Annotated in this window: 25 protein-coding genes; 13 read left to right on the forward strand and 12 right to left on the reverse strand. The window is 75.2% G+C overall.

Translation table 11 applies throughout. The annotated features are described in order from the left end of the window. Window positions 1–20 precede the first annotated feature (20 nt). Entirely contained in the window at window positions 21–212 is a 192-nt protein-coding gene (locus tag ACI79L_RS14560; protein ID WP_456937484.1) for a hypothetical protein, read from the forward strand. Between the two features lie 461 nt (window positions 213–673). Here ACI79L_RS14560 and ACI79L_RS14565 read toward each other — a convergent pair whose 3' ends face one another. Beyond that, complete coding sequence (locus ACI79L_RS14565) at window positions 674–1297, reverse strand: PadR family transcriptional regulator (protein WP_456937485.1); 624 nt, start codon at window positions 1295–1297, stop codon at window positions 674–676. A gap of 61 nt (window positions 1298–1358) precedes the next feature. Between ACI79L_RS14565 and ACI79L_RS14570 the strand changes: the two genes are divergently transcribed. The 5 genes from ACI79L_RS14570 to ACI79L_RS14590 all read left to right on the forward strand — a co-directional run bounded on the left by ACI79L_RS14570 (window position 1359) and on the right by ACI79L_RS14590 (window position 9699). Further along, complete coding sequence (locus ACI79L_RS14570; RefSeq protein ID WP_456937486.1) at window positions 1359–2234, forward strand: class I SAM-dependent methyltransferase; 876 nt, start codon at window positions 1359–1361, stop codon at window positions 2232–2234. A 64-nt stretch (window positions 2235–2298) separates the two neighbouring features. Continuing rightward, the gene (locus tag ACI79L_RS14575; RefSeq protein ID WP_456937487.1) at window positions 2299–3867 is read left to right on the forward strand and encodes an HD domain-containing phosphohydrolase; all 1569 of its coding nucleotides are present in this window, start codon (window positions 2299–2301) and stop codon (window positions 3865–3867) included. Window positions 3868–3918: 51 nt separating this feature from the next. Continuing rightward, complete coding sequence (locus ACI79L_RS14580; RefSeq protein ID WP_456937488.1) at window positions 3919–5088, forward strand: alpha/beta fold hydrolase; 1170 nt, start codon at window positions 3919–3921, stop codon at window positions 5086–5088. 100 nt (window positions 5089–5188) lie between these two features. Beyond that, window positions 5189–8161 (forward strand): ATP-binding protein, encoded by a 2973-nt coding sequence (locus ACI79L_RS14585; protein ID WP_456937489.1) that lies wholly within the window; start codon window positions 5189–5191, stop codon window positions 8159–8161. Window positions 8162–8238: 77 nt separating this feature from the next. Continuing rightward, window positions 8239–9699 carry an FAD-binding oxidoreductase gene (locus ACI79L_RS14590; RefSeq protein WP_456937490.1) on the forward strand — a complete coding sequence of 487 codons (1461 nt, stop codon included), beginning with the start codon at window positions 8239–8241 and terminating at the stop codon, window positions 9697–9699. 23 nt (window positions 9700–9722) lie between these two features. Here the strand turns inward: ACI79L_RS14590 and ACI79L_RS14595 are convergent, their stop codons facing one another. The 4 genes from ACI79L_RS14595 to ACI79L_RS14610 all read right to left on the reverse strand — a co-directional run bounded on the left by ACI79L_RS14595 (window position 9723) and on the right by ACI79L_RS14610 (window position 12807). Further along, window positions 9723–10013 carry an STAS domain-containing protein gene (locus tag ACI79L_RS14595; RefSeq protein WP_456937491.1) on the reverse strand — a complete coding sequence of 97 codons (291 nt, stop codon included), beginning with the start codon at window positions 10011–10013 and terminating at the stop codon, window positions 9723–9725. Window positions 10014–10121: 108 nt separating this feature from the next. Beyond that, window positions 10122–10736, reverse strand: a complete 615-nt coding sequence (locus ACI79L_RS14600) for a GerMN domain-containing protein (protein WP_456937492.1) — start codon at window positions 10734–10736, stop codon at window positions 10122–10124. Continuing rightward, the gene (locus ACI79L_RS14605; RefSeq protein ID WP_456937493.1) at window positions 10733–12109 is read right to left on the reverse strand and encodes an ATP-binding protein; all 1377 of its coding nucleotides are present in this window, start codon (window positions 12107–12109) and stop codon (window positions 10733–10735) included. Before ACI79L_RS14605 ends, ACI79L_RS14600 begins: the two co-directional genes overlap by 4 nt. Further along, on the reverse strand, window positions 12106–12807 hold the full coding sequence (locus ACI79L_RS14610; protein WP_456937494.1) for a response regulator: 702 nt from the start codon (window positions 12805–12807) through the stop codon (window positions 12106–12108). Before ACI79L_RS14610 ends, ACI79L_RS14605 begins: the two co-directional genes overlap by 4 nt. Before the next feature lie 114 nt (window positions 12808–12921). Here ACI79L_RS14610 and ACI79L_RS14615 point away from each other — a divergent pair, with 114 nt between their 5' ends. Then, a complete protein-coding gene (locus ACI79L_RS14615; RefSeq protein WP_456937495.1) occupies window positions 12922–13281 on the forward strand; it encodes an STAS domain-containing protein in 360 nt (119 codons plus the stop codon). Between the two features lie 712 nt (window positions 13282–13993). On the opposite strand, the gene ACI79L_RS14620 is transcribed toward ACI79L_RS14615, so the two are convergent. After that, the gene (locus ACI79L_RS14620; protein WP_456937496.1) at window positions 13994–14749 is read right to left on the reverse strand and encodes a DUF2382 domain-containing protein; all 756 of its coding nucleotides are present in this window, start codon (window positions 14747–14749) and stop codon (window positions 13994–13996) included. A 447-nt stretch (window positions 14750–15196) separates the two neighbouring features. On the opposite strand from ACI79L_RS14620, the gene ACI79L_RS14625 reads away from it, so the two are divergent. After that, window positions 15197–15460: a hypothetical protein gene (locus ACI79L_RS14625; RefSeq protein WP_456937497.1), complete on the forward strand. Its 264-nt coding sequence runs from the start codon at window positions 15197–15199 to the stop codon at window positions 15458–15460. A gap of 26 nt (window positions 15461–15486) precedes the next feature. Here the strand turns inward: ACI79L_RS14625 and ACI79L_RS14630 are convergent, their stop codons facing one another. Continuing rightward, window positions 15487–15945: a hypothetical protein gene (locus tag ACI79L_RS14630; RefSeq protein ID WP_456937498.1), complete on the reverse strand. Its 459-nt coding sequence runs from the start codon at window positions 15943–15945 to the stop codon at window positions 15487–15489. A gap of 150 nt (window positions 15946–16095) precedes the next feature. Here ACI79L_RS14630 and ACI79L_RS14635 point away from each other — a divergent pair, with 150 nt between their 5' ends. The 4 genes from ACI79L_RS14635 to ACI79L_RS14650 all read left to right on the forward strand — a co-directional run bounded on the left by ACI79L_RS14635 (window position 16096) and on the right by ACI79L_RS14650 (window position 21212). After that, window positions 16096–18360 carry an MMPL family transporter gene (locus ACI79L_RS14635; protein WP_456937499.1) on the forward strand — a complete coding sequence of 755 codons (2265 nt, stop codon included), beginning with the start codon at window positions 16096–16098 and terminating at the stop codon, window positions 18358–18360. After that, the gene (locus ACI79L_RS14640; RefSeq protein WP_456937500.1) at window positions 18357–19133 is read left to right on the forward strand and encodes an LmeA family phospholipid-binding protein; all 777 of its coding nucleotides are present in this window, start codon (window positions 18357–18359) and stop codon (window positions 19131–19133) included. The genes ACI79L_RS14635 and ACI79L_RS14640 overlap by 4 nt, the downstream gene beginning before the upstream one ends. 93 nt (window positions 19134–19226) lie before the next feature. Then, window positions 19227–19715 (forward strand): hypothetical protein, encoded by a 489-nt coding sequence (locus ACI79L_RS14645; protein WP_456937501.1) that lies wholly within the window; start codon window positions 19227–19229, stop codon window positions 19713–19715. 390 nt (window positions 19716–20105) lie between these two features. Continuing rightward, the gene (locus ACI79L_RS14650) at window positions 20106–21212 is read left to right on the forward strand and encodes an MFS transporter (protein WP_456937502.1); all 1107 of its coding nucleotides are present in this window, start codon (window positions 20106–20108) and stop codon (window positions 21210–21212) included. Window positions 21213–21262: 50 nt separating this feature from the next. Here the strand turns inward: ACI79L_RS14650 and ACI79L_RS14655 are convergent, their stop codons facing one another. From ACI79L_RS14655 to ACI79L_RS14670, 4 genes are all read right to left on the reverse strand, one after another. Beyond that, window positions 21263–21631, reverse strand: a complete 369-nt coding sequence (locus tag ACI79L_RS14655) for a hypothetical protein (RefSeq protein WP_456937503.1) — start codon at window positions 21629–21631, stop codon at window positions 21263–21265. A gap of 104 nt (window positions 21632–21735) precedes the next feature. Next, window positions 21736–22365: a hypothetical protein gene (locus ACI79L_RS14660; protein WP_456937504.1), complete on the reverse strand. Its 630-nt coding sequence runs from the start codon at window positions 22363–22365 to the stop codon at window positions 21736–21738. Window positions 22366–22731: 366 nt separating this feature from the next. Beyond that, window positions 22732–23268: a DUF4396 domain-containing protein gene (locus ACI79L_RS14665; RefSeq protein WP_456937505.1), complete on the reverse strand. Its 537-nt coding sequence runs from the start codon at window positions 23266–23268 to the stop codon at window positions 22732–22734. Window positions 23269–23433: 165 nt separating this feature from the next. Beyond that, window positions 23434–23868, reverse strand: coding sequence for a hypothetical protein (locus ACI79L_RS14670; RefSeq protein ID WP_456937506.1), 435 nt, complete (start codon window positions 23866–23868; stop codon window positions 23434–23436). Window positions 23869–24262: 394 nt separating this feature from the next. Here ACI79L_RS14670 and ACI79L_RS14675 point away from each other — a divergent pair, with 394 nt between their 5' ends. Continuing rightward, complete coding sequence (locus ACI79L_RS14675) at window positions 24263–24457, forward strand: hypothetical protein (protein WP_456937507.1); 195 nt, start codon at window positions 24263–24265, stop codon at window positions 24455–24457. A 67-nt stretch (window positions 24458–24524) separates the two neighbouring features. On the opposite strand, the gene ACI79L_RS14680 is transcribed toward ACI79L_RS14675, so the two are convergent. After that, window positions 24525–25775 (reverse strand): extracellular solute-binding protein, encoded by a 1251-nt coding sequence (locus tag ACI79L_RS14680; RefSeq protein ID WP_456937508.1) that lies wholly within the window; start codon window positions 25773–25775, stop codon window positions 24525–24527. Between the last annotated feature and the right edge of the window lie 28 nt (window positions 25776–25803).

The following is a 25803-nucleotide window of genomic DNA, read 5'->3' on the forward strand; positions in this document are numbered from 1 at the left end:
GTGGATGACGAGGTGCCCTCATGACCGCTAGACAGCTGAGCATCGTGGCCACCCTGCTCGGTGTCGTCGCCGTGATCTTCTTCGTCCTCGGGCAGTCAACCCTCGGCGTGGTGTTCATCTTGCTGTCGGGTGGAGCGTGGGCGCTGACGCAGTACGGCAGGGGTCTCACCGGCCATGGCAGAGGTCCCGGCGGACGCGACGACGAGCCCTAGTTGCAGGGTCGCTCCACGGTCGGCCGCTGGGCCTGCCGCTCCCCCTGCCCTGTCATCGGCGAGAGGGCTTGCTCGAACGGGCCTCGATCACCGTCGTGAGCCGTTCAGGGGTCCGGCAAGGTGCAGTGCAGTTCCGGGCACCGGCCGAGCCGCAGACGGCTACAAGGGGCGTACGCGGACCCACGGCTGACGGGTGGCGCGGGCGGCCCGGGCTAGCGTGCGACTCCTGGCGGCCTGGAGGTCGTCGGCCAGCCCCTCGTATCCGGACTCGGACTCGCAGCGGACGGCGAGTGCTCAGCGCCATGCCCGAGTGGGGCGACGTCGCGCGTGGCGGTCCCCCTCGGCGACCGGTCAGGCGTGTCCTGGCGCAGGCCCTCGGGCGGGCCGAGCAGGGCACGGGAGGACAGCTGGACGACCCGGGGACAGGGGAGCGCCGTGCGCCCGTGTCCATCGGCGGATCCTCACCAGTCCGCCCGGCGCGCGACGGCGTCCATCTCGGCCGGGTCGGGCAGGGCCTCGGCGGGGTCGTCGGGCCACCCCGTGACCTGGACCGTGGCCCACTCCGCCCACCGGGCGACGAGCGCGGTGAAGTCGGTGATGAACGCGCCGGCGAGCAGGTTCTGCGCCGCCCGGTGCTGGAACGGGCCCTCCCCGGCCAGGTAGGCGCGCGCGGCTGCCTTGTTCTCCTCGTTGAGCGCGGCCGCCCAGGCCCGCGCGGCCGCCAGGGACGCCAGCGCGTCGGTTTTCCTGCCGTGATCGGAGAACCACACCTTCATCAGCTGCTCCCACTCGAGCACCGGGCCCTCACCGGGCTCGTGCAGCCACTCGGCGAGGGCGGTGCGGCCGGCCGGGGTGATCGCGTACACGGTCCGCGGGCGGCGCCCGACCATCTCGGTCACCGCGGTCGCCAACCCGGCCCGTGTCAGCTTCTTCGGTTCCTCGTACAGCTTGCTGTTCGCCCGCGGCCACACCCGGCCGAGGTTCCGGTTCATCTGCCGGACCAGCTCGTAGCTGCTCCACGGCCTGACGGCCAGCATCCCGAGGATCGCGAACGACGTCGTCGTCAGGGAGCGGGCGCTTGACACGTGCCCTCCTCCGGAGTAGGCCCCTTGATAGTCCCAAAGGGACTATACGAGGAGGCTCCCGATGACCACCACCTCCACGTTCCCCGTCCACCCGGGCAACCTCGCGCAGCTCCGTGCCTGGGACGGCGGGGAGGGCGCCTACTGGGCGGCTCACGCCGACGCCTTCGACCGGGCCGTCGCGGGCTTCGATGCGGCCCTCTTCGACGCCGCGGCGATCGGCCCGGCCGACCGGGTCCTCGACGTCGGCTGCGGCACCGGCGGCACCACGCGCGCAGCGGCCCGCCGCGCGCCCGCCGGGGCGGTCCTCGGTGTCGACCTGTCGGCGGCGATGCTCGCAGTGGCCCGCCGCCGGGCGGCGGAGGAGGGGCTGTCCCACGTCGACTTCGTGCAGGCTGACGCGCAGGTCCACCCCTTCCCGCCGCGGACCTTCGACGTGGCCATCAGCCGCACCGCGGCGATGTTCTTCGCCGACCGGGTCGCCGCGCTGGCCAACGTCGGCCGCGCCCTGGTGCCCGGCGGCCGGCTGTCGCTGCTGGTGTGGCAAGCGCCGGAGCGCAACGAGTGGTTTCTCGAGCTGACCGGCGCGCTGGCCGCCGGCCGGCAGCTGCCGACCCCGCCGCCGGACGCCCCGCACCCGTTCACCCTGGCCGACCCCGCCGTCGCCCGGGAGGTGGTGTCCGCGGCCGGCTACACCGACGTCACCGTGGAGGGGATCGACGGGGTGATGGACCTCGGCGGCGACCGCCCGGGCGCCCACGACTTCGTGCTCGGGCTGCTGGGCTGGATGCTGGAGGGGCTCGACCGCGACGCGCGGGACCGTGCGGTGGGCGTCCTGCGTCGGTCGGTCGACGCGCACAGCGGCCCGGACGGGGTCCGGTTCGGCGCCGCGGTCTGGCTGCTCGCCGCCCGCCGGACCGGGACGCCCGGGCGGTACTGATCCCGCGTGCGCGGGACGACGCGCGGCACGGTCGCCGTCCCGTGTTCCTGCGACACTGGGCGCCGTGGGCGGTCGCTCCACGGACGGCGACGGGCTCCGGCTGACCGAGTTGGTGGCGTCGATCTCCCTGGCCACGGACCTGGTGTCGGGCCAGCCGTTGGAGCATGCGCTGCGGACCTGTCGGCTGTCGGTGACCGTCGCCCGGTCCCTGGGCCTGGACGACGGCACGGTCGCGGACGTCCACTTCGTCGCCCTGCTGCGGTTCCTCGGGTGCACGGCCGACGCGCCGGAGCTGGCGCGGCTCGCCGGAGGGGACAACCTCGGGCTGATGGCCGCGATGGCACCGGTCTACATGGGCTCGGCCGTGGAGGGGGTCCGGACGCTGGTGCGCACCACGGGGCGGGACTCCCCGCTGCCCCGCCGGGCCGGCCTCGTGGCCGGGGCGCTGGCCTCCTCCCGCACCGAGGTGTCCCACTGCGAGGTGGGCGCGCGGCTGGCCGCCCGGCTCGGGCTCGGCCCGGGGGTCGTGGGGGCGCTGGCGCACGCCTACGAGCGGTGGGACGGCCGTGGGCTGCCGGACGGGCTGTCGGGGGCGGAGATCCCGATGGCGGTCCGGGTCGTCGTCGTCGCCCGCGACGCCGTGCTCTGGCACCGGACGGCCGGCGCGGCCGCGGCCACGGACGTCCTGGCCCGCCGCCGTGGCCGCGCCTACGACCCGGCGGTCGTGGACGCCGTGCGGGCCGTCGGGATCCCCGCGGCCGACGACCCGGCGGTGTGGGAGGAGGTCCTCGCGGGGGAGCCCGACCCGGTGCGGCGGGTGGGGTCCGCCGGGCTGGACCGGGCGATGGCAGCGGTCGGTGACTTCGCGGACCTGCGGTCGACGTGGACACGGGGGCGGTCGGCGCGGCTCGCCGCGACGGCGCGGGCGGCGGGTGCCGCCTGTGGGCTGCCCGCCCCGGACGTCATCACCCTGACCCGCGCCGCCGCGGTCGCCGACGTCGGCGCCGTCGGGGTCCCGAGCGGGATCTGGCAGCGCCGCGGGCCGCTCGGCGTGGACGACGCCGAGCGGGTGCGGCTGCACCCCTACCTGTCCGAGCGGGTCCTGGGGAGGTGTGCGCAGCTGCGGCCGGTCGCCGCGCTCGCCGGTGTCCACCACGAGCGGCTCGACGGGTCCGGTTACCACCGGGGCAGCGCGGCCGGGCAGCTCCCGGGCCCCGCACGTCTGCTCGCCGCCGCCGACGTGTGGACGGCGCTCCGGGAGGACCGGCCGCACCGTCCGGCGATCGCCGCGACGGCGGCCCGCGACGTGCTGTGGCGCGAGTCGGCCGAGGGCAGGCTCGACCGGACGGCGGTCGAGGCGGTCCTGTCGGTCGAGGGCGCGGCCGCCCGCCGCCCGCGGGCCCCGCGCCCGGCGGGTCTCTCCGAGCGGGAGGTGGAGGTGCTCCGGCTGATCGCGCGCGGACTCTCCAACCGCGAGGTGGCGCGCCGGCTGTGGATCTCGACGAAGACCGTCGGCCACCACGTCGAGCACGTCTACGCCAAGATCGGGGTCACCACACGCCCGGCCGCGGCCCTGTTCGCCATGGAGCACGACCTGCTCGGCGGATGGGGCGATCACCCGATGCCGTCCTGACGGCCCTGGCCCACCCTCGGGGCACCGATCCGACCGGTGGAGGGGATCATCATGGACGTCCGGACGGAGAGCCGGCTGACGACGACGTCGCGGGACGGCACCCGCATCGCCTGCTGGCGCACGGGGGAGGGGCCGGCGCTGGTCCTGGTGCACGGCGCCACCGCCGACCACACGCGGTGGGAGACGGTGCTGCCCCTGCTCGACCCGCACGTCACCGTGTACGCGATGGACCGGCGGGGCCGCGGGGGGAGCGGGGACGCCGCCTCCAGCCGGATCGAGGCCGAGGGCGCCGACGTGGCCGCCGTCGTCGAGGCGGTCGCCGACGCCACCGGGGGCCCGGTCGACGTGCTCGGCCACTCGTACGGCGGCCTGTGCGTGCTCGAGGCGCTGGTGCAGACCTCCCGGATCCGCCGGGCGGTGCTCTACGAGCCGGGCGCGGGTGTGCCCACCGCGCCCGGGTTCGCCGACGAGCTGGCGGCGCTGCTGAACGCGGGCCGGCGCGAGGAGGTCGTCGTCCGGCTGCTCACCGTGGCCGCCGGGGTGCCCGCCGACCAGCTCGCCCGCATGCGGGCGCTGCCGTCCTGGCCGCACCGGGTGGCCGCGGCGCACACCGTCGTCCGCGAGGTGCGCGTCCACGACGGCTACCGCCTCCGGCCGGAGCGGTTCGCCCACCTCGCCGTGCCCACCCTGCTGCTGGCCGGCTCGGACAGCCCGCCGGCGGAGGCCGCGTCGACGGCGACCGTGGCCGCGGCGCTGCCGGGCGCCCGCGTCGTCCCTCTGGTGGGCCAGGGACACGTCGCGATGCTCACCGCGCCGGACCTGTTCGCGACCGAGGTCCTCGCCTTCCTGCAGGACCCGGCCGTCCCGCCACCCGAGGCCGGACCGGCCCCGACGCTCCGGGCGGAGAGAGGGGAGGACGGATCCGAAGAGGTCTACACGCTGGGTGCTTGGCGGGTGGCCGACGGCAGGCAGGACGAGTTCGTGGAGGCGTGGGAGCGGCTCAGCCGCTTCTTCCGGGGCCTCCCCCGTCCGCCCGCCCAGGGAACCCTGCTGCAGGGCCTCGACGAGCCGCGGCAGTTCTACTCCTTCGGGCCGTGGCGGACGCTCGACGACGTCCGGGCGATGCGCGGCCGGCCCGACGCCCGGCGCCACCTGGACGAGCTGATGCAGCTCTGCGAGGAGGGCCGGCCGGGGACGTTCCGGGTCGTGGCCACCGGCTGACGACCGGGCCACCGGGGCCGCGCCCACCTGGCGGCGCGGGGCTCATGGCGGAGGTCTCCTCGCCCTCCGGGCGCCGCCCCGGCGCGGGACACTGGGCGCCGTGGCGCCGACGGCGTGCATCCGGTTGTTCGGGCGCGTGCAGGTGCAGCTCGACGAGGTGAGCAGCGGCACGCTGCGGTCAGGTCGCGCCGAGTCGTTGCTCGCCTGCCTCGTGCTGCGCCGGGGCGTGCCGGTGTCCCGGGAGCGCCTGGCCGCCGTGCTCTGGCCGGACTCCCAGGAGGGCCAGGCCCGCACCAACCTGCGCCACCTGGTGCACTCCCTGCGTCGCGACCTCCCGGCCGTCGACCGGTACCTCGAGACCACCGCACGGACGCTGTGCTGGCGCGCCGAGGAGCCGCTGTGGCTGGACGTCACCGCGTTCGAGCGGCTGCTCGACGGCAGCTGCGACGCCCCGCCGGCCAGGGTCACCGCGCTGCGCGAGGCGGTCGCGCTGTACCGCGGAGAGCTCGTCGACGGCTGCGACGACGAGTGGCTGCGCGAGGACCGGGAGCGGCTGCGCCGCCGGTACCGGCAGGCGCTGGGCGAGCTCGCTGCGCTCACCGAGGTCGGCGGCGACGCAACTGCGGCGGTCGCGCTCGCCGAGCGCATGGTCCGCGACGACCCGCTCGCCGAGGACGGCTACCGCCTGCTGATGCGGGTGCACAGCAGCCGCGGCGACCGGACGAGCGCGCTGCGCGCGTACCACCAGTGCGTGACCGCGCTGGAGAGCGAGCTGTCGGTCGAGCCGTCGGCGGAGACGCGGCGGGCCTACCAGGAGCTCGTCGCGGCCGAGTACCCCGCCGCGACCACGGTCCGCATGGCGGGGCCTCCGCTGGTCGGCCGCACGGCCGAGCGCGCGCACCTGGCAGAGGTGTGGCGGGCGGCCGAGGCCGGAGCCGCACGCTTCGTCCTGGTCACCGGCGAGGCCGGGATCGGCAAGACCCGCCTGGTCGAGGAGTACCGGGCGTGGTGCGCACGCCGCGGTGCCGCCGTCGCCGACGCCCGCTGCTACCTCGCCGAGGGACCGCTGGCCTACGGCCCCGTCGTGGACTGGCTGCGCCGCCCGGCTCTGCGGGCGTCGCTGCGCGCGCTCGAGGAGGCGCGGTTGACCGAGCTGTCGCGGCTGCTGCCCGAACTGCTCGACGAGGTCCCCGACCTGGTGGAGCCGCCGCCGCTGCCGGAGACCGAGCAGCGGTCCCGGCTGTTCGACGCCGTCGCGGCGGCCGTGCTCGGTCCCGGGCGGCCGGTGCTGCTCGTCGTCGACGACCTGCCGCACGCCGACCGGGAGACGTGCCGGCTCCTGCACCACCTGCTCCGGTCCCACCGACGGGCACGGCTGGTCGTCGCCGCCACGGCACGGACCGAGGACGTCGAGGTCACCCCCCACGTCCGCGCCCTGCTCACCGGGCTGCGCGACCAGGACCTGCTCACCGCGATCGAGCTCGCCCCGTTCACGCCCGAGGAGACCGCGACGCTCGCCGAGCGGCTCACGGGCGCGCGCCCGTCCGCCGAGGACACCCGCCGACTGCACCGGCAGACCGAGGGCAACCCCCTGTTCGTCGTCGAGGCGCTCTGCGCCGGAGAGCGCGGGGGTGACGCGCTGACCCCGCGGGTGCAGGCGCTCATCGAGGCGCGGCTCGCCCAGCTCGGCGACGCCGCCCGCGCGGTGCTCGCCTGCGCGGCGGCCATCGGGCGTGAGTTCCACCCCGACGTCCTCGCCGCCGCCTCCGGCGTGGACGAGGACACGCTGGTGACCGGCCTCGACGAGTTGTGGCGCCGCCGCGTCGTGCGCCAGCACGGCACGGACGGGCAGGCCCCGACCTACGACTTCGCCCACGACCGCATCCGCGAGGTCGCCTACCGCGGGATCGGCCCGGCCCGGCGGCGGCTGCTGCACGGACGCATCGCCGCCGCTCTGGAGCAACTGCACCGGACGGCGGCAGAACCCGTGAGCGCGCAGATCGCCGCCCACCACGAACGGGCAGGCGCCACGGCCGAGGCCGTCGCCTGGTACGGGCGGGCCGCCGCGGCGGCCCAGCTGCTCCACGCGAACGGCCGGGCGGTGCAGCTGCTGGACCGGGCGCTCGCGCTCGTCGGCTCGCTGCCCGCCTCGCCCGACCGCGACCGGGTCGAGCTGGAGCTGCGCACGGCGGCGCTCGCGCCCCTGGTCCCCCTGGTCGGGTACACCTCGCGCGGGATCACCACCACGCAGCGGCGGGCGACGGAGCTGGCGCGCTCGCTGGGCGTCGACCTGTCGCCCCAGTTGGTGCGCTCGCTGGCCCTGCACGCGCTCACCCGGGCGGACTTCGCGGCCGCCACCCGATGCGGGCGGCAGCTGCGCGCCGCGGGCGAGCGACGCGGGGACGACGTCCTGGTCGTCGAGGGCGACTACGTCCTCGGCGTGGCCGCGTTCTGGCAGGCGGACCTCTCCACGGCACGCCGCCACCTGGAGTCGGCGGTGCGGCGGTACCGGCCGGAGGACCGCACGACGCACCTCCTGCACTACGGGCAGGACCCGAAGGTCGTCTGCCTGGGCCGACTCGCCTGCACCTACTGGTTCCTCGGCCTGCCCGCCGACGCCCGCCGAGCGCACACCGCCGCGCTCGCCTGGTCGCGCGAGGTCGCGGACCCCTTCAGCCGCCTCGTCGCCCTCACCTTCGGCGCCCTGCTCGCCCTGGAGACCGGTGACGAGGCCGAGCTCCGCCGGCTCACCGCCGAACTGGCCGAGATGGGCTCCGACGGGATCAACGGCGACGTCACGCGGGCCTTCACCGGCTACCTGGCCGTGCTCGACGGCCAGGGACGGGCCGGGCTCGACTCGGTCCACACCGCACTGGCCCACGCAGCGGTCGCTGCTGCCGCGCCTGGCCAGCACGCCATGATCCAACGGGTACTGCTCGCGGCCCAGCTCGCGGCGGGCGACACCGCCGCTGCGCGCGCCGCCGCCGACCGGCTGCTGGCGATGGACGGCCCCGCCCGGCTCTGGGCGCCGCTCGCCGGGCGTGTGCACGCTGACCTGAGCGTCAGCACCTGATCCCGGCACCCGGCGGCGGAACGCCGGTGGAACGCCGGAAGCCCCATCCTCCCCGTGACGTCGGAGGGAGGACCGAGATGACCCAGGAACTGATGACCCAGGAACTGCGGCGGGCCGGGTTCGCCGGTGCGCTCGTCGAGCCAGGGGACCCGGACTACGACCGGGCCCGGGCGGTCTGGAACGGTGCCGTCGACGCGCGGCCGGCGCTGATCGCGCGCTGCACGAGCCCCACGGACGTGGCCACTGCCCTGGCCCACGCGCAGCGGGCGGGGCTCGAGGTCGGCGTGCGGTGTGGCGGGCACCACTACGGCGGAGCCGCGGTGCCCGACGGAGGCCTGACCATCGACCTGCGGGCGATGAACTCCGTCGCGGTCGACCCCGCCGCGCGGCGAGCCCGCTGCGGCGGAGGAGCGCTGCAGGCGGAACTGGACGCGGCCACCCAGGAGCACGGCCTGGCCGTCACCGGCGGGACGGTCAGCCACACCGGTGTGGGCGGGCTGACCCTCGGCGGCGGCATCGGCTGGCTGACGCACGCGTGCGGGCTGGCCGTGGACAACCTGGTCTCCGCACAGGTGGTGCTCGCCGACGGGCGGTGCGTCCGCGCGTCGGCCGACGAGCACCCGGACCTGTTCTGGGCGCTGACCGGGGGCGGCGGGAACTTCGGCGTCGTCACCGAGTTCCAGTTCCGGCTCCACCCCGTCGGCCCGCTGGTGCACTTCGGCATGCTGTTCTGGGAACTCGAACGCGCCGCCGCGGCGCTGCGCGCAGCGCGGGACGTCCTGAATGCCCTGCCGCGGGACGCCGGTGGACTGGCGTTCGTGGTGAACGCCCCGCCCGCGCCCTTCGTGCCCGGAGAGCACCACTTCCGTCCCGGGGTCGCGCTCGCCGTCGTCGGGCTGTCCGGCGCGGCGGCCCATGCCGCGCTCCTCGGCGCCGGCCGCGACGCGCTTCCCCCGCTGTTCGCGTTCACCACCGACATGCCCTACACCGTGCTGCAGAGCATGCTCGACGACGCGGCGGCGCCCGGCCTGCTCGCCTACAACAAGGCCGTCTACCTCGACGAGTTCTCCGACGCGGCGGTGGACGCGGTGACCGCGCTGCTCCCGAGGAGGAGCTCTCCACTGAGCCTGATGCCGATCTTCCCGCTGGGCGGAGCCTTCACCGACGTCGACGACGACGCCACCGCCTTCGGCGGGCGCCGCGCGGCCCGCTACGCGGTGAACATCGACGCGGTCGCCTCCGATCCGCAGGCCCTCGCCGCGGACCGGGAATGGGTCCGCTCGATCTGGTCGGCGCTGCGACCCTTCGCCCCGCACACCGGCAGCTACGTCAACTTCATGACCGAGTACGAGCAGGACCGGGTACGTGCGAGTTACGGCCCGGCCAAGTACGAGCGCCTGGCCCGCATCAAGGCGCGGTACGACCCCGGCAACCTGCTCCACCGGAACGCCAACATCAGGCCGGAGCCGCCGGTGTCAGCGCCGGGCCCGCGCCGGCACGACGAGCAGGACGTCGTCACGCCGCGCACCGATCGGTGATCGCGCGCCGGTCGCGGCGGGTGCTAGCGCTGGGAGGTTCCCGGCTCGTTCCGCAGCAGCAGGCGGGTGCCCCGTGTGGAGAGGCTGTCCCGGAGGAGGTGGAGGGCGTCCAGGCCGGCGTCGTCGGCGGTCCGGACGCCGGCCAGGTCCACCACCACGGCGGACGAGCCGGTGCGCCGCACGGTCTCCACCGTGCCGCGTACGAGATCCGCGCCCTGGGTGGTGAGGTGCCCGCTGACCTGGATCGCGCCGACCCGCAGGACGACCACCTCCGTGCGGGGGGCCTCGTGCCCTGACGGGCTGCCGGGGGTCATGCGGTCCTCCCGAGGGGGTGGCACGGCTGGAGTTCGACCTCACCCTCCCAGTCCGGGGCGGCGCCGCCGAGCCTGCACGGTGGGTCGTCACGAGGTCTTCACGGAGGATCAGTCCGGCGGCGCGGTGAGGAAGCCCGCGTAGTCCCCCGCGGTCAGCGGCGTTGACGTCAGCTCGCCTGATGGCAGCGGCGCCTCGACCGGTACGCCGTCGCTGGTCAGCCGTACGGCGGCGATGCCCGGCACGCTGGTCGCCGTCAGCACGATCTGGGCCACCGCTGTGCGGCTCTCCCGCCCCGACGGCGCCTCCGCGGTGCCCCCGAGGTCGACGGTGACCGTCACGTCCTCGTCCTCGTCCTCGTCCTCGACCTCGGCCGCGGACAGCGTGACGCCGGGCGGCAACGCGGTGGACAGGCCCTGCCGCCGCTCCTCCGCCGTGGGGCCCTCCGCCAGCTGGGCGAGCAGGGCGGCCAGTTGATCGGGGACGGAACCGGTGACCTCACGCCCGCGGGGGACCAGGACGTCGCCGGGCCCGACGAGGAGGATGCGCGGCTGGTCCGTGCGCGGCGTGGTGGTGGGTGCCGGCGGGGACGGGGTCGAGGGGGAGGCCAGGCCGTACGGGACGTCGGAGGGGGCGATGGTGGCCGGGGCCTGCCCGGTGGGCACGCCGCAGCCGGCGACGACCAGCAGTGCCGCCAGAACCGGCGGCGCGGACGCGCGCCTCACCGCCGCGCCCGGGGGAGGGAGAGCGTGAACCGGGCGCCGCCGCACGGCCCGTCGGTCACCCACGCGGTGCCGCCGGCCTGCGCCGCCGTCTCCGCCACGATGGCCAGCCCCAGTCCGGCCCCAGGTCGCGAGCCACGCGCCGACGCCGCGCCGCGGGTGAAGCGCTCGAACACCCGCTGGCGGTCGGCGGCGGGCACGCCCGGGCCGGCGTCGTCGACCGACAGCAGCACGATGTGGCCGCGAGCGGCCACCTCGACCCGCCGGGTGCCGCCGCCGTGCCGGTCGGCGTTGTCGAGCAGGTTGCGCAGCGCGCGCTCCAGGCGGCCCTTGTCCGCCGTGACCCGCGTGTCGGCCGGGTCGCCGTCGGTGGCCAGCAGCCCGGGGTCCCGGCCGGTGCGGGCGAGCACCTCGCGGGCGAGGTCGGCCAGGCCCACCGGCGGGACCGGCCCGTCCGGTGTCCCGCTGTCGAGCCGGGCGAGTTCGAGCAGGTCGTCGAGGGTCTGCCGGAACCGGCGCAGCTCCGTCTCCACCAATGCCAGCGCCTGCCGCGACCGCTCGGGGAGCTCCTCGCGCCGCGCGGCCATCACCGAGACGCTGGTGACCAGGGTGGTCAGCGGGCTGCGCAGTTCGTGGCTGACATCGCCGACGAAGCGGGCGTCGCGGTCGATGCGGGCGGCCAGCGCGTCGACCATGGCGTTGAAGCTGCCGACGATGGCGACCAGGTCGGGGTCGTCGGTGGTCGGCAGCCGGGTGCCGAGCTCGCCGCCGGCGATCCGCGTGGCCGCCCCGGCGACCTGCTCGAGCGGCTGCACCGCGCGCCGGCTGGCCCACAGGCCGAAGGCTGCCCCGGCCAGGGTGGCCGCGGTCGCGCCGGCGCCGAGCACCGCCGCGAGCGTGCGCAGCACCTGCTGCAGCTCGAGCAGCGGGGTCACCTCGTAGAACTCGAGGTCCGCGGCGGGCAGCGGGATGCCGACCACGAGCTGCGGGGCCTCCGTCCCGGGCGTGCGGACCGTGCCCGCCGCGCCGCCGGCGACCACCTCGCGCAGCGACGACGGCACGTCGCGCCGGCCGACCTCCAGGCTCGTCGAGTACCAGGCGTCGCCGCTGCGCACGACGACGGCCGAGGACCCCCGGGGTTCCAGCTCGGCCAGGACCGTGCCGACCTCGGTGCCGGCCGTGGCCAGTCGGCTGCGCACCACGTCGGCCTCGGCGAAGGCCTGGCGGGTCAGCGCCCGCTCGCGCTGGTCGAGCAGGTAGCCGCGGGCCAGCAGGAACGTGGTGACCACGAGGACGGCCGACACCAGCAGCGTGCCCGCGGCGAAACCCAGGACGATGCGCGCCCGCAGGCCCCGGGGCCCCGGCGCGCGCCTCACCGTGGGTCCAGCCGGTAGCCCAGCCCCCGGACCGTGACGACGACGCGCGGCGCGCCCGGCTCGCGCTCGACCTTGGTGCGCAGCCGCCGGATGTGGACGTCGACCAGCCGCTCGTCGCCGAAGAAGCCGTGCTCCCACACGCGGGCGAGCAGGTCCTGCCGGCTGAGCACCCGTCCCGGCACCGAGGCCAGCTCGCACAGCAGCCGGAACTCGGTGAGCGTGAGCGGCAGCAGCGTCGCGCCGCGGTGCACGGTGCCGGCCTCGACGTTGAGCACCAGCGGGGCGGCCGGGTCCTGCTCGAGCACCACGGGGCGGGGCTGGGGCGGCGCGGCGGCCCGGGCTCGGCGGCGCAGCGCCCGCAGCCGGGCGGTGATCTCCTTGACCTCGAACGGCTTGGTCACGTAGTCGTCGGCGCCGGCCTCCAGGGCCGCGACGACGTCGTGGGTGTCGGCGCGGGCGCTGACCACGATGATCGGCAGGTCGTGGTGCCGGCGGACCTCGCGGACGACGGCGAACCCGTCCATCCGGCCCAGCATCAGGTCGACGAGCATCAGGTCGGGGACGGCGACGCGCACCTGCCCGACGGCGTCCTCCCCGCTGACCGCCTCGGCGACGGCGTAGCCCTCGTCCTCCAGTGCCCACCGCAGCGCGGTGCGGATGGCGTCGTCGTCCTCGACGACGAGCAGCGAGGGCGGCACCGGCCCACTGTGCCACCGGCCTCCGGCCCGCCCCGGTGCGGGACCCGGGTTCGTCACGGGATCGCAAAGGTCTCGACCGGGCCGTCGCAATCACGGCTGGACAGGCTCGGCGTCATGACCGCAGCCGCGCCCACCGGGCCGTTCCCGTCTGTTGAGTACGACGGCGACGAGGTCGTCGTCGTACTCACGCCGGCGCTGGTGGCCGACGGCCTGGCCGACGTCCGCTGGCTGCTGTACGACGCGCTGCTGGGCGGCGCACGCACCGTGGTCGTCGACCTGGCCCGGGTGCCGCACCTGGACAGCCCGCTGCTGGCCACGCTCCTGGGAACGCACCGCGTGTGCCGGGCGCGGGGCGGCGCGGTGGTCCTGCGCGGGGCCGGGCGGCGCACCCGGGAGGTGCTCGCCCGGACGGGGCTGGGGCGCGTCCTGCAGCTGCAGCCGGGGCGCCGCCGCGGCCAGGACCTCCCCGGGTGACCGGCGAGGACGGGGCCGGCCCGCCGGTCGATGACGGTTCCTTGACGACTCGTCCCACCTCCGGGTCGCGGGCGCCCGGAGCCGGGCGGGCGGGCGAGCCTGGTCCTCCGTGTCGAGGAGGGAGTCGAGATGACGTGTGAGGACTGCGGCGTGGAGCGCCAGGGGGCGCGCTTCTGCACCGGCTGTGGCCGGCGGGTGGTCCGGCCGGTCACCCCGGGCAGGCAGAGGTCCGTCCTCCCGCGTCCGCATGCCACGGTGCTGCCCGGCCCGAGGACGTCGGCGGAGTCGGTGGTCGACCGGTTCCGTGGCGCGCCGGAGGTCGTGGGGCGACGGACGCGGTGACGAGGTCGAAGGGGAGCTCGGCGTGACGCGGGCGACCCGCCTCGCACGGTCGTCGGACCGTCGTGCGGCGCCGGCACCGACCGCCGATCAGATCGGGTGGTGAACGCGGCCGTCCGGGTCAGCTCGGGACGATGCGTGACCGGCCGGCCCGTGCCGGGCTGCTGAGCCGAGCGGAGGGTGACGCGCTCCTGCGCCGCTACGCGCGTGAACACCGTGCTGCCCTGCGCCCCCTCACCGAGGTCATCACGGCGGCCGGGCCCGGCCGCGAGGTCGACATCCCCCTGGTCCGGCTCCACCTGGCGTCCCGCTGAGAACCGACCCCCGGCGCCGGGCGCCAGGGGCGGGGCCGCGCGGCGGCCGGCGGCGGGGGTCAGAGGCGCCCGTCCGTGGTGGCGGGGCCCTCGACCTCGATCTCCTCCCTGCGCAGGTCCGCGCTGACCTGCTCCTCCTCCGTGACGGTCTCCGTGTCGAGGCTGACCCGCTCGACCGGCACGGCCTCCTTCGCCACGACCGGCCGCTCGGCGTGGAGGGTGACCTCCCGCTCCTCCTCGACGAAGGCGTGCCCGTCGGGGGCGTCGGCGTCGGTGACCGGCTCCCGTCGGACCCGGACCTCCTCATGGGAGACGGGCACCGTCTCGGTGACGTTCTCGGTGACGACGTACTTGCGCAGCCGCACCCGGCCGACCTCCTCCGCTCGGGTGCCCGTGACGAGGCGTTCCTCGGAGCGGGTGATCGCGTCGTCGGTGAGCGCCTCGTCGGTGAGCGTCTCGTCCCCGGCCATCCCGCTCGTGGGCGCCGGCCCGGCGGCCTCGCCGAGGTCCATCCCGTAGTAGCGGTAGAGATCCACCTCCTCCTGGCGGGACAGATAGCCCTTGGCGTCGATCCGAGGAGCGTCCTTCACGGTGCTCTTGCTCACCGACACCCGGATGCCGTCGCCGGTCAGGGCGGCATCACGGATCGGGACGAAGGACTCCCGGATGCCGAACAGACCGGTGCGGACGGTCAGCCACTCCGGCTGGTCGGTGTCGTTGTCGAGGTAGACCTCGGAAGCCTCGCCGATCTTCTCGCCGCTCGGGTCGTACACGTCCCGGCCGGAGACGCGGTCGATGCTCTCGGTGCCGATCATGGTCTTCTCCGCTCGTGGTGGTACAGGTCTGCCCTGTCCCCCCACTGTCGGGCGCTCCGGGAGGCGCTGCGGCGTGCCGGACCGAGTCGTCACAGAGGTGTCTCGCCCGTGTCATGCAGCCGTCGGGAACGCCGGTGACCGGCCCGACGCGGCGAGCGGTGGCTCGTCGTTCCGGCACCGGTCCCCTCGGATGTCATGGGATCGCAAGAGGGTGGCGTGTCGACCGCAACACCGGGCGGGCATCGTCGGAGGTGTCCGCATGGAATCGGCGGTCCTGCCGGAGGGACCCGGGCCCGGCGGCGTCCGCCGGGGGACGACGTCGTCGGCACCGGGAACGTCCGGCACCACACCGGACCCGGGCGGACGGTCCGACTCGAGCACGACCGCGACCGGCCGACGAGCCAGACCCGCCCGTGGCCGGCGGCCGTCGATCTCCCGGAGCCCAGCATGGTCGCAACCGTCCTCGCACTCCTCGCGTTGTTCCTCGGCGCCGCGCTGGTGGGCACGCTCGTCACCGGCCTCTTCTGGCTGACGCTCGTCGCCCTCGCCGGGATCCTCGGCACGGGCGCCGTGGGGGTGAGCAGGCTCGGCGTCCCGGACGACGACGCCCCGGCGAACGCCCGGAGGAGCCACTTGCGCCTGGTCCGCACGGGCTCCGGGGCCGCACGCGGCGACCGCACCGGGCATGGCGGCGTCGACTGGGCGGCGTAGTCCCGACGCCGCCCTGCCCCCGGCGGTCAGTCCGTAGGGGTCGGGGTGGCCGTCGCGGGCGGGCGAGACGAGGAGGCCGGCTCGCTGACCTCGCAGTCAGCGCTGTCCTCTCGTAGTCGCTGCTGCAGCGGCTGCAGCCTCCGGATGACCTCGTCGAGCCGGGCGGCGTCGAGGGCTGCGGCGGCTGCGGCGAGCTCGTCGACGGTCGCGGCGATGTCCTGCGCGGCGTTGATCGCCCGGAGGCACGCTGCGTTCACCCGGGTCTCGTCCACCCCGCCGGTCGTCTCCGCCGGCGGAGTCGCCGGTCCGGCCGTCGCCGGCCGGTCCGGCTGCGCTGCCGGGGCCGAGGGTGGGTCCTGCCCGAGCAGGCCCACCAGGAGCGCGCCGACGAGGAGCCCGACGACGAAGGTCCCGGCGGCCAGCCATCCCGACCAGGCACGGCCTGGTCGCTCGGCCCGCCGGCCCTCGGACGGGGTCTGGGCCATGGGGATCCCTCCACCAGACGGTCCCGGGGACGACGGTCGTACCCGGCCGGAACAGCGGTACGCGCCCGGCTCATGACGAGGCGGGAGGCGGGAGTGTCCCCACGGCAGCGGCCGCCGGTCCTCCGGTGGGCCCGGCGGGCGGTCCGCGCGGTGGCACACGCCCTCCGGGCGACCGTGGTGGCCGGGCGGTGGATCGTGGTCTCGGGCTGGGTCGCCGTCGCCGTGGCGGCGGTCGTGCTGCCGTCCTCGGGGAGCGGCGCCAGCGGTGACGACGTCGGCGCGCTGCTGCCCCCGGACAGTGAGGCGGTCGCCGTCCAGGAGCGCAGCCTGGAGCTCTTCCGCGTGCCGGTTCTCTCCGAGACCTCCGTCGTGGTCCACGACCCGGCCGGGCTCGACTCACTCACCCGCGCCGACGTCGCCCTGTGGGCGCTGGCGCACACGCAGGCCTCCCTCCAGGGGGGCGTGTCCCCGAGCGGCGAGCAGATCGTCGCGGCGGTGCCGATCCCGACGTCGACACCCGGCACCGTGGTGACCTACCTGTACGTGACCCGAGGGACGTCGCTGTCGGAGGCCACCGCCCTGGCGCGTCAGTACGCGAGCCACTTCCACAACCAGGCGTCGGTGCAGACCTCCGTCACCGGCTTCACCCCGGCCCGGGTGGCGCAGGCGGAGTACCTTGAGGCCCGGCTGCACGTGTTCGAGGTGGCCACCCTCCTCCTCATCGCCGTCGTCGTCGGGCTGACGTTCCGATCCGTCGTCGCGCCGGTGGTCGTCCTGCTCGTCGCCGGCCTGGCGTACGTCGTCGCGGTGCGCGTGCTGGCTGCCGCGGCCGGGGCGTTCGGCTTCGCGCTGCCCGACCAGCTGCGGCCCCTGACCGCGGCGCTGCTCATCGGGGTGGTCACCGACTACTGCGTGCTGTTCTTCTCCGGCTTCCGCCGGCACCTCGACCGGGGGCTGCACCGGCACGAGGCGGCCCGACGCGTCGTCCTCACCGAGGGCCCGATCGTGGCGGTCGCCGGCGTGACCGTGGCGGCCGGCACGGCGGCCCTGCTGGCCGCCGACTTCGACCTGTTCCGGGCCTTCGGCCCGGCGCTGTCGCTGACGGTGGTGGTGGGGCTGCTGGTGTCCCTGACCCTCGTCCCGGCCCTGCTGGCCGTTCTCGGCGCCGGGCTGTTCGCGCCCTCGCGGATCGCCGGTGGCCGGGCGCTCGAGCACAGCGGCGGCCGAGGGACGCGGTGGCTGGCCCGGCAGGTCGCCGGTCGAAGGGGTGCGCTGGTCGCGCTCGTCCTGGGGCTGGCCGTGCTCGTCCCCGCCGCGATACCCCTCTCCCACCTGCGCCTGGGGGTCTCCTTCACCAGCGGGCTGCCCGACGACGACCCGGTGGCGCGCGGAGCCGAGGTCCTCGACGAGGCGGGGGTCCGCGGCGTCGTGGCGCCGACGGAGGTGATCGTGGAGGGAGAGGGGGTGGCCGGGCAGCGCGAGGCGCTCGGCCGGTTCCAGGCGGGGTTGGCTGCCCTGCCGGGCGTCGCCGAAGTGCTCGGCCCGGCGCAGAACCCGCTGCCCGCCGAGTACGGCGTCGTGTTCTCGCAGGACGGCGCCGCCGCGCGCTTCGTGGTGGTCCTCGACAGCGACCCGCTGTCCGCCACCGCCATCGCCGACCTGCAACGGCTGCAGGACCGGGTGGACTCCCTGCTCACCGAGGCCGGTGTCGAGGGCGTCACCGTGGGGATCACCGGCCAGACCGCCATCGCCGCCGAGCTGGCGGCCGTCACCCGCGAGAACCTGGAGCGCACGGCGGTCGCCGTCCTGGCCGTGGAGCTGCTGGTCCTGGCGCTGTTCCTCCGCTCCCTGATCGCGCCGGTCGCGCTGCTGGCCCTGAGCGTGCTGGGGGTCGCCGCTGCGCTCGGCCTCACGGTCCTGGTCTTCCAGGTCCTGCTCGGCCAGCCCGGGCTCACCTTCTACGTCCCCTTCGCCACGGCCGTGCTGCTGCTGGCGCTGGGCTCGGACTACAACGTGTTCGCCGTCGGGGCCATCTGGGACCAGGCGGCACGCTGCCCACTCGCCCAGGCGATCGCGGTCGCCATGCCGGCCACGGCACGGGCGATCAGCGCCGCGGGGATGATCCTCGCCGCGACGTTCGCCATGGTCGCGATCATCCCGCTGAGCACCTTCCGCCAGGTGGCGTTCACGATGGCGGTGGGCCTGCTCATCGACACCTTCCTCATCCGCCCGGTGCTCACCCCCGCGGTCCTGACACTGCTCGGCCGCACCGCGGGGTGGCCCGGCCGGCGCATCCGCACCACGGCTGCCCGGACCGACGCACAGGCGCAGGCCGGGCTGCTGGAGGAGGAGGCCGCGCGTCGGCGCACCGACGAGCCCCCGGCACCGGTCGGGTCCCGCGGGCGGGCGGAGTGACCGGCGGCCCGCGGCGGGCCGGCGCCACCAGCCCGCACCCGGCGCCCTCGGGGACGGGAGGTCGCCGGCGGACCGCCGGGCTGGCAGTCACCGTCGTGCTGGGCACCTGCCTGTTGCTGTGGGCCGCCGACGGGCTGGCCCGCTGGGGAGCTGAGTCGGTGCTGGCCCGCGCGGTGCAGGAGCAGACCGGTGTCCTCGAGCGGCCGACCGTGCGCGTGCAGGGCGGCCCGGTCCTGCTCCAGGCGCTGCGCGGGCGCTACGACCACGTCGAGATCGGCGTCGGCGCGCTGTCGTCCGGGCCGCTGCGCGTGGAGGACTACACGGCCGACCTCGAGGGCGTGTACCTCTCCTTCCACGACCTCCTGGACGGCAACACCGCCCGGGTCCACGTGGCGCGGGCGTCCGAGGCGGCCTTGCTGACCCACGACGACCTGGCCCGCTATCTGGGCTTCACCGGGCGACGCCTCGATGTCGAGGCCGCGGAGGACGGTCGACTGCAGGTCAGCGGGACGGTCGACGTGCTCGGCGAGGACCGCACCGTGTCCGCGCTGGTCGACGTGGGGGCCGAGGGCGCTGCGCTGGTCCTGCGGCCGGTCCGGCTGGAGCCCGCCGAGCCGCTGGAGGGGCTGTCGGAGCTCCTCGTCACCCAGCGGTTCACCGTGCGCATCCCCCTGGATCCGTTGCCGTTGGCGCAGGTCCTCGAGGCGGTGGAGGTGGGGCCGGCGGGGCTGGCCGTCCGCACCTTCGGCGCCGCCGTCCGCCTCGGGTCGTGAACCGGACGTGGCGCTCGGGGCCGTGCGTTACAGAGCCATGACGCTTCCGCCGTCCGGGCGGGGCACCGCGGTCCCCGCTCCTACCGTCGGAGCATGGAGACCAGGACGACGCGACGCAGGCGGCTCTCCTCGGGGCTGCTCGCCGGTGCCCTGCTGCTGGTGCCGATGGCCGCCTGCGGGGACTCGTCGGGATCCGAGGACGCCGCCCCGACGCCTGACGCCACCGCGACGGAGAGCGCGCCCGCGGAGGAGACGGGCGGGAGCACCGAGACGGCCGGGCCGGAGGACACCGCCGGCGCCGACGGGCCGGAGGAGACCGCCGGGGCGACCGACGGGACCGACGCCGACGTGCAGTGCTCGGGGAGCTCGTGCTCGGTGAGCTTGTCCGGGGACGGCGCGTCGGCCCAGATCCTCGGGGTTCCTGTCGTGCTCGGCGGTGTCGAGAACGGGCAGGCGACCTTCCGGGTCGGGGAGCAGGAGCTCACGTGTGGTCAGGGCGAGAGCGTCTCGGCCGGGCCGCTGACCCTCGCCTGCGAGACGGTCACCGAGGACGCCGTCACCATGACCGCCTCGCTCGGCTGACGCGGAGGCCACGCTCGCTGAGGGGCCGGTCACCTCGCCTCCGGCGGGCGGGCGCTGCGGGCCCCTCCGTCCTCGGCCAGGAGGTGCTGACCGACCACGGGACGGGGCGGATCCCCGTGGTCGCCGTCCCGCTCCTGCGCGCTCACCGGCGATGGCCACGGCGGGGACACCTGGCGAGGGTGCTCCGGTCCGACCGGCCGTCCCACTGCCACTCGTGGGCAGCCCTCGATCGCCGACATGTCGAATCGTGGGAGCGACCGGGTCCGCCGGGCGACGCGTCGGCCCGTGCACCGGTGAAGGAGACTGTCACCGATGGTGCGGGGACATCCGGGCGTACGGATCGCGGCATCTCCCGGTCATCTGGCGGCGGCCGGTCTCACGGCGATCGCGGTGTCCTTCGCCTTCGCCCGGTACGGGTACGGACTCTTCCTGCCGCAGTTCCGAGAGACCTTCGGCCTGTCCACACACGCTGCGGGACTGCTCGCCGCCGGCGGGTATGCCGGCTACCTGCTGGCGTTGCTGGCCACCGGAGCGGTGGTCGCCCGGACAGGGCCGCGCCTGCCCGTCCTGATCGGCACGTCGGCGGCGACCCTGGGGACGGCCCTGGTCGCCGCGGCGCCGAACACGGTGGTGCTCGCGATCGGGGTCTGCGTCGCCGCGACGAGCCCGGGGTGGTGCTGGGCGCCCTTCTCCGACGCCGTCGCCCGGCGGGTGCCACGGGACCGGCGGCACCGCACGCTCTCGGTGATCACGTCTGGGACGACGTTCGGCGTGCTCGTCTCCGCCCCGACGGCCTGGCTGACCGACGAGGGTTCCGCCTGGCGCCTGGCGTGGGCCGGCTTCGCCGTCCTCGCCCTGGGATCGGCGGTCTGGAACGTGCTGCTGCTGCCCGGCGGACCCGACCCGCAACGCACGGACCCATCGGCGGGCACAGCGCCGTGGCGCTGGCTGTGGTGCGTCGGCAGCGCCCCCCTCCTCCTCGGCAGCGCTGGGTTCGGTCTCACCAGCACCGTGTACTGGACCTACGCCGTCGACCGCATCGCGAGTGCAGCGGACCTACCGGATGTCGCGGCACCGGTGTTCTGGGTGCTCGTCGGCGGCAGTGGGATCGTGGGCACCGCCACCGGCTACCTGGTGGCCACCGGCGGACTGCGGCGAACGCTCGTCACCACCTCGATCGCTCTCGGCCTGGCCTCCGCGCTGCTGGTCCTACCGCCGTCCTGGCCGCTGATGGCAACCTCCGCGGTGCTCTTCGGCTCGAGCTTCATGGTCCTCTCCGCACTGCTGGTGATCTGGTCCGGCGAGGTCTTCCCGGAACGACCCGCGACCGGTTTCAGCGCCGCGCTGTGCGCCCTGGCCCTCGGCGCGGTGGCCGGACTCCCTCTGCTCGGCGGCTACGCGGAAGCCCGCGGACTGCCCCTCATGTTCGCTGCCAACGCGGCGCTGGTCATCCCGATGGTGCTGCTGCGGCCCCGGTTCGCCCAGCCGGCTGCTTGACGGTCCCCGGACCGGGCGGCGCCGTGGGCGGGGCTGGGCGCTCCGAGAGGTCAGCCGTGCCGGTCGTCCCCGGAGTCCCGCAGGTCGACGGCGCTCATGTCCACCACTCCTGGCCGAGTGCCTGCGCAGCGCGGCAGCGGTGTCCGTCGGACATCCTGAACTGGTGTCCGCGCAGCACCGGAGCCAGTCCGGTCACCTTCCCGGACATCAGCACCTGCTCGTAGCCGCTCGTCGAGCAGGTCGTCCAGGCGGCGGCACCGGGCGTCGATCGTCGCGAGTAGTGCCGCCTCCATGTCGGCGAGCTCGGCCTGGCGACGTCGGACCTCGTCCAGTTCCGTCCGCGCGTCCTCCACGACTGAGTGGAGGGCGCGCAGGCGGTTGTCGATGTGCACGATGCGGTCGGACGGGGACTCGGACATCGGAGCCTCCTCCTGGGGTGTTGTGGACGGTCACCTGACCGGCGCAGGCCCGGTTGCGGCACCACACGGCGCGGCAGTTCGACGTCGAGCTCTTGCGGCGTCGGTCAGGACGCCTCGGCGGACGTGGTCGTTGCCGCGCCGTCCTCGGTGGGGTCCTGGTCGGACTCCTCGCTGGGGAAGTCGTAGGGGGGAGTCGGGTCCTGTTCCTCGGCGGACACCGGGACCTCGATGGTGACCTCGCCGGCCTCGGCAAAGGTGAAGGTGACGGGGATGGACTGTGATGAGCGGAGGGACCGGTCGAGGTCGAGCAGGGTCACGTCCGGGGGACCCTCGGCGCCGACGTAGAGGTTGTCGTTCGCGTCGATGCGGAACGGGAGACCGGACCCGCCGGTGCCTTCGACACGCACACCGCCGAAGTCCGGTCCGCTGACGTCGACCAGCGAGGCGGCCTGCCCCCCGGAGTTCGTGATCGCGAAGAACAGGCGGGCGTCCTCACCCTCCTCGTACAGGCCATCCAGCGGGTACTCGAGCTGCACCTGGGCGAGGGTCAGGTCCTCGCCGATCCGGAGGTCGGGCCCGATGGCGCCCCCCTCCACCTCCGGTCCCGGATCCTCGAGCGGCGCCTCGTCGTCGATGCCCCCGCACCCGGCGACGGCGAGCGCGGAGCCGGCGGCGAGGACCCATCCGCGGACACGGGTCGAGTGCCTGGTCCGGTCGGTCGCGGGATCCAGCACGGGCTCGTCCGGGGACCGCCACCGGGCAGTGCCGGTTCGGTGCTGTGGGTTCGTCCCGGAGCGGTCACCGCGGGTGGTCCGCTCGGGAAGGCGGTGTGCGGGCTGGGGCGCGGCAGGCGCCGGCATGACGACTCCTCTCGAGGGTCGGGACCGGTGGTCGGGTGGGTGCCGTCATCTGCTGCCCCGTCCGGACCGCCGGACGCGGGAAGCGGCGGGGATGTCACGCGACCGTCACCTCGGTGCAACTCGTCGGCTCCACGGCCGGGAGCTGGGGAGTTGCGGCCCCTCGACCTCCCGGTGGGCCGCCGAACGTACGGCGACCGAGTCCGGGCGCACGCCGCTTGCGGACACCGTGGGCCGGCGGGCTCAGTGGCGGTCGTGCCCGTGTACCTGCTCGCCGGTCGGCTGCTGCTCGGCAGACCCGTGCCCTCCGCCGTGGTACCGGTGCACGACGGCGTGTCCCTTCCCGCGGCCGATCAGCCAGCGGTTGACCGGCACGGTCACGACGAAGGCGACGGCGAGTGCGAAGGCCAGTGCGCCCCAGAACAGCGGGCTGTCCAGGCCGGCGTCCATCGCGCCGGGCACCAGCAGCATGACCGCGTTGTCGACGATCTCCATGACGGTGATGGAGACGGTGTCGGCGGCGAGCGCGACGGGGATCGCCGCGCGCAGTGCCAACCCCGAGCGCATCACCGGCCCGATGGTGAACGCGTAGCCGAACGCGAACGCCAGCGCGACGGCGAGCACGATCGTCTGCACGTCCGACCAACCCAACGCGGTCCCGACGACCATGCCGAGGACCTCGCCGATCGCGCAGCCGGTGAGGCAGTGCAGGGTGGCGGACACGGCCAGTCGGGTCAGGGCGGCGCCGGCCGGGCGCCCGTCGTGCAGGGAGTGGTCCATCGGTGCTCCTCGGTCGGTCACGTGCAGATCGGGCAGGTACCCGGCCGTGAGGCGGCGGACGTCCGGGCTCATCGGTGGCGGGGCCGGCCGGCTGGGTGCCGCGGGTGGTGACGGTTGCGACGACGAGGACGGCGGCGGCCAGTAGCAGTCCGGCCCCGGCGGGTCTCAGCCCTGGGCGTTTCCCGGGACCTCGACGCTGTCGGCGATCAGATAGGGCTCCTGCTCCCACTCCGCGAACAGAGCATCGTCCAGGTCAGCCCCGAGTTCCGCCTCCGCCTCGCGGACGGTGAAGGACTCCTGGACGGTGCCGGTGACCTCGACGGTCTTCTCGGGGGAGAGCGCGGTGTCCCCTGTGGCGCCCACGACCAGCAGCTCCTCGACGGTGGGGTCGTCGGCAGCGGCGATGGTGAACGCCTCCGGGGTGAGCACCTGGGCGACGTCGGCGGACAGGCTGACCACCTGACCGACGCGGGTGTCCATTTCGGCCGCGAAGGACGCGTCGTAGGGGCCGATGTAGGGCTCCTCGATGAGCGGCACGTCTGCGACGTCGGGGCCGGCTCCCGCGCCGGCAGTGTCGGTGCCGCAGGCGGCCAGTCCCACGGTGAGGGTGGTTGCCGCGACGGCCAGGGTGAGGCGGGTGGAACACGGTCCGCGGGATCGGACGGTGTGCATGGCGGGTCCTCTCAGCGCGCCGGGGGTCCCGGCTCGGGTGTGCACCCCGACACGTGTCCGCGCGCGCGGGGCCGCATCCGCAGGTGGTCGGGTTGTCACGGACCTGACACACGCCTCCCGGTGTCGTCGTGGGCACCAGCGGCGCACCGTCGCGAGCTTCTGCTGCCGCGTCGCGGACGGGCGGCGAGGTCGGAGGTGACGAAGCGATGTCGCCTGCGCCCGGCCCGGCATGACCACCTCGCTGCCGGGCAGAGCGCCCTCGTCGCTCAGTCGCAGAGAGGGAGGCGTGGACGTGCGCAGGACGCGGAGGATCCTGGCCGGAGTGGTGCTCGCGGTCGGACTGGGAGTGACGGGTTGCTCCGGGAGCTCGGCGGGGGACCCGCCCGGGGACGCGGTGCCGAGCGAGGAAGCCGACTCGTCGGCCGACCGGGATCCGGTGGACGGAGGCGAGGAGGACCCGGACGGCATCGATCCGGGCACCGGTGGCCTGGACGACGACGACGACACGGATGGCTGATCCGTGTCGGCCTGTGGCAGGCACGGGTGCGGCGGACGGCGCACCGTCCGTCGGAGCACCTCGGGCGTCAGAGCAACTGCTCCCCGGCCAGGACCGCCTGGATGAGCGCAGCCGCCTGCTCGCCGGTGACTCCGGGGACGATCGCCTCCGGCGGGTGGTAGGTGCGCTGGATGCCGAAGGAGACCTCGTTGTAGTAGGCGGTCTGGGGTCTCGGTGCCGCCTGCCGGAGCGACTCCCGGATCAGCGGCGCCTGCGGGAACGCCTCGATGACCTGGGGGTCGTCGTAGACCGCGATGGAGGAGGCCGGGTTGCCGTTGGTGGTGAAGTAGTAGGCCTGGTTCTGGTCGGAGACGATGCACTCGGCGGCGGCCAGGGCGAGCTCGGGATGGCGGCTGAAGGCGCTCACGCCCAGGTTGATGCCGCCGTACGGCGGGCGGGCGGGATCGTCGGCGTTCACCCGGGGATACAGCGTCCAGCCGTAGTCGGCGGGGACCGAGGGGTCGAGTCTGCTGGCGTCGACCGCGGACAGGGCGCGGGGCCAGACGAACGGCCAGTTGACCATGAAGCCGCCGTTCGGTCCCTCGAAGGCGCTCGCCGAGGCGTCCTCGTTCTCGTTGGAGAACGCCGGGCCGGCGACGCCGGAGGTGGCGACCGTCTTCATCACCTCGGCCGCCCGCACCGCCGCGTCGGAGGTCAGTCCCAGTTCGATGCCCCCGGGGTCGTCGGCGTGCTGCGTGATGATCGAGCCGCCGGCCGACTCGACGAGCGCGTTGAGCCACACAGTCAGGGACTCCGCGCGGGCGCCCTGGGCGCCGATGTCCGTGCCGGTGCGCTGAGCGGCATCGACGACCTGGTCCCAGGTCACCGGGCGGGACATGTCCAGGCCGGCGGCCTCGGCGACGGACTTCCGATACCACAGCAGCTGGGTGTTGGCCCAGAAGGGGACCGCGACCAGCTCACCGTCCCAGGTGGAGCCCTCGACGGCGCTCTCGACGACGCCCTCGGTGACCCGCTGCTCGACGTCGTCGGGGATGTCGGCGAGGAAACCGGCCTGGGCGAACTCCGGGATGTACGGAGGGTCGAGACTCATGAGGTCGATGGCGTCGTCCTCGGCGGCGAGGCGGCGGACCAGCTGCTCGCGCTGGGCGTTGGCGTCCCGCGGCAGCCGGGCGGTGCGGATCTCGTAGGCACCGTCGGCCGTTTCGGTGCACCGGCGTGCGATCTCGGCCTGCCCACCGGAATCCGGGTTGGTGTACCAGGCGAGGGACGGCACGCCGTCGTCGTCGCTGCCACCGCACGCCGCCAACGTCGACGCCACGAGCAGGCCGGCGAGGAGGCACCCGGCT

Source organism: Geodermatophilus sp. SYSU D00684 (assembly GCF_054050455.1).

Excerpts from the sequence above, each read along its gene's own strand:
- ACI79L_RS14560 (WP_456937484.1), top strand. The coding sequence starts at position 21 with ATGACCGCTAGACAGCTGAGCATCGTGGCCACCCTGCTCGGTGTCGTC.
- ACI79L_RS14570 (WP_456937486.1), top strand. The coding sequence starts at position 1,359 with ATGACCACCACCTCCACGTTCCCCGTCCACCCGGGCAACCTCGCGCAG.
- ACI79L_RS14580 (WP_456937488.1), top strand. The coding sequence starts at position 3,919 with ATGGACGTCCGGACGGAGAGCCGGCTGACGACGACGTCGCGGGACGGC.
- ACI79L_RS14590 (WP_456937490.1), top strand. The coding sequence starts at position 8,239 with ATGACCCAGGAACTGATGACCCAGGAACTGCGGCGGGCCGGGTTCGCC.
- ACI79L_RS14595 (WP_456937491.1), bottom strand. The coding sequence starts at position 10,013 with ATGACCCCCGGCAGCCCGTCAGGGCACGAGGCCCCCCGCACGGAGGTG.
- ACI79L_RS14615 (WP_456937495.1), top strand. The coding sequence starts at position 12,922 with ATGACCGCAGCCGCGCCCACCGGGCCGTTCCCGTCTGTTGAGTACGAC.
- ACI79L_RS14620 (WP_456937496.1), bottom strand. The coding sequence starts at position 14,749 with ATGATCGGCACCGAGAGCATCGACCGCGTCTCCGGCCGGGACGTGTAC.
- ACI79L_RS14625 (WP_456937497.1), top strand. The coding sequence starts at position 15,197 with ATGGTCGCAACCGTCCTCGCACTCCTCGCGTTGTTCCTCGGCGCCGCG.
- ACI79L_RS14630 (WP_456937498.1), bottom strand. The coding sequence starts at position 15,945 with ATGGCCCAGACCCCGTCCGAGGGCCGGCGGGCCGAGCGACCAGGCCGT.
- ACI79L_RS14645 (WP_456937501.1), top strand. The coding sequence starts at position 19,227 with ATGGAGACCAGGACGACGCGACGCAGGCGGCTCTCCTCGGGGCTGCTC.
- ACI79L_RS14655 (WP_456937503.1), bottom strand. The coding sequence starts at position 21,631 with ATGTCCGAGTCCCCGTCCGACCGCATCGTGCACATCGACAACCGCCTG.
- ACI79L_RS14665 (WP_456937505.1), bottom strand. The coding sequence starts at position 23,268 with ATGGACCACTCCCTGCACGACGGGCGCCCGGCCGGCGCCGCCCTGACC.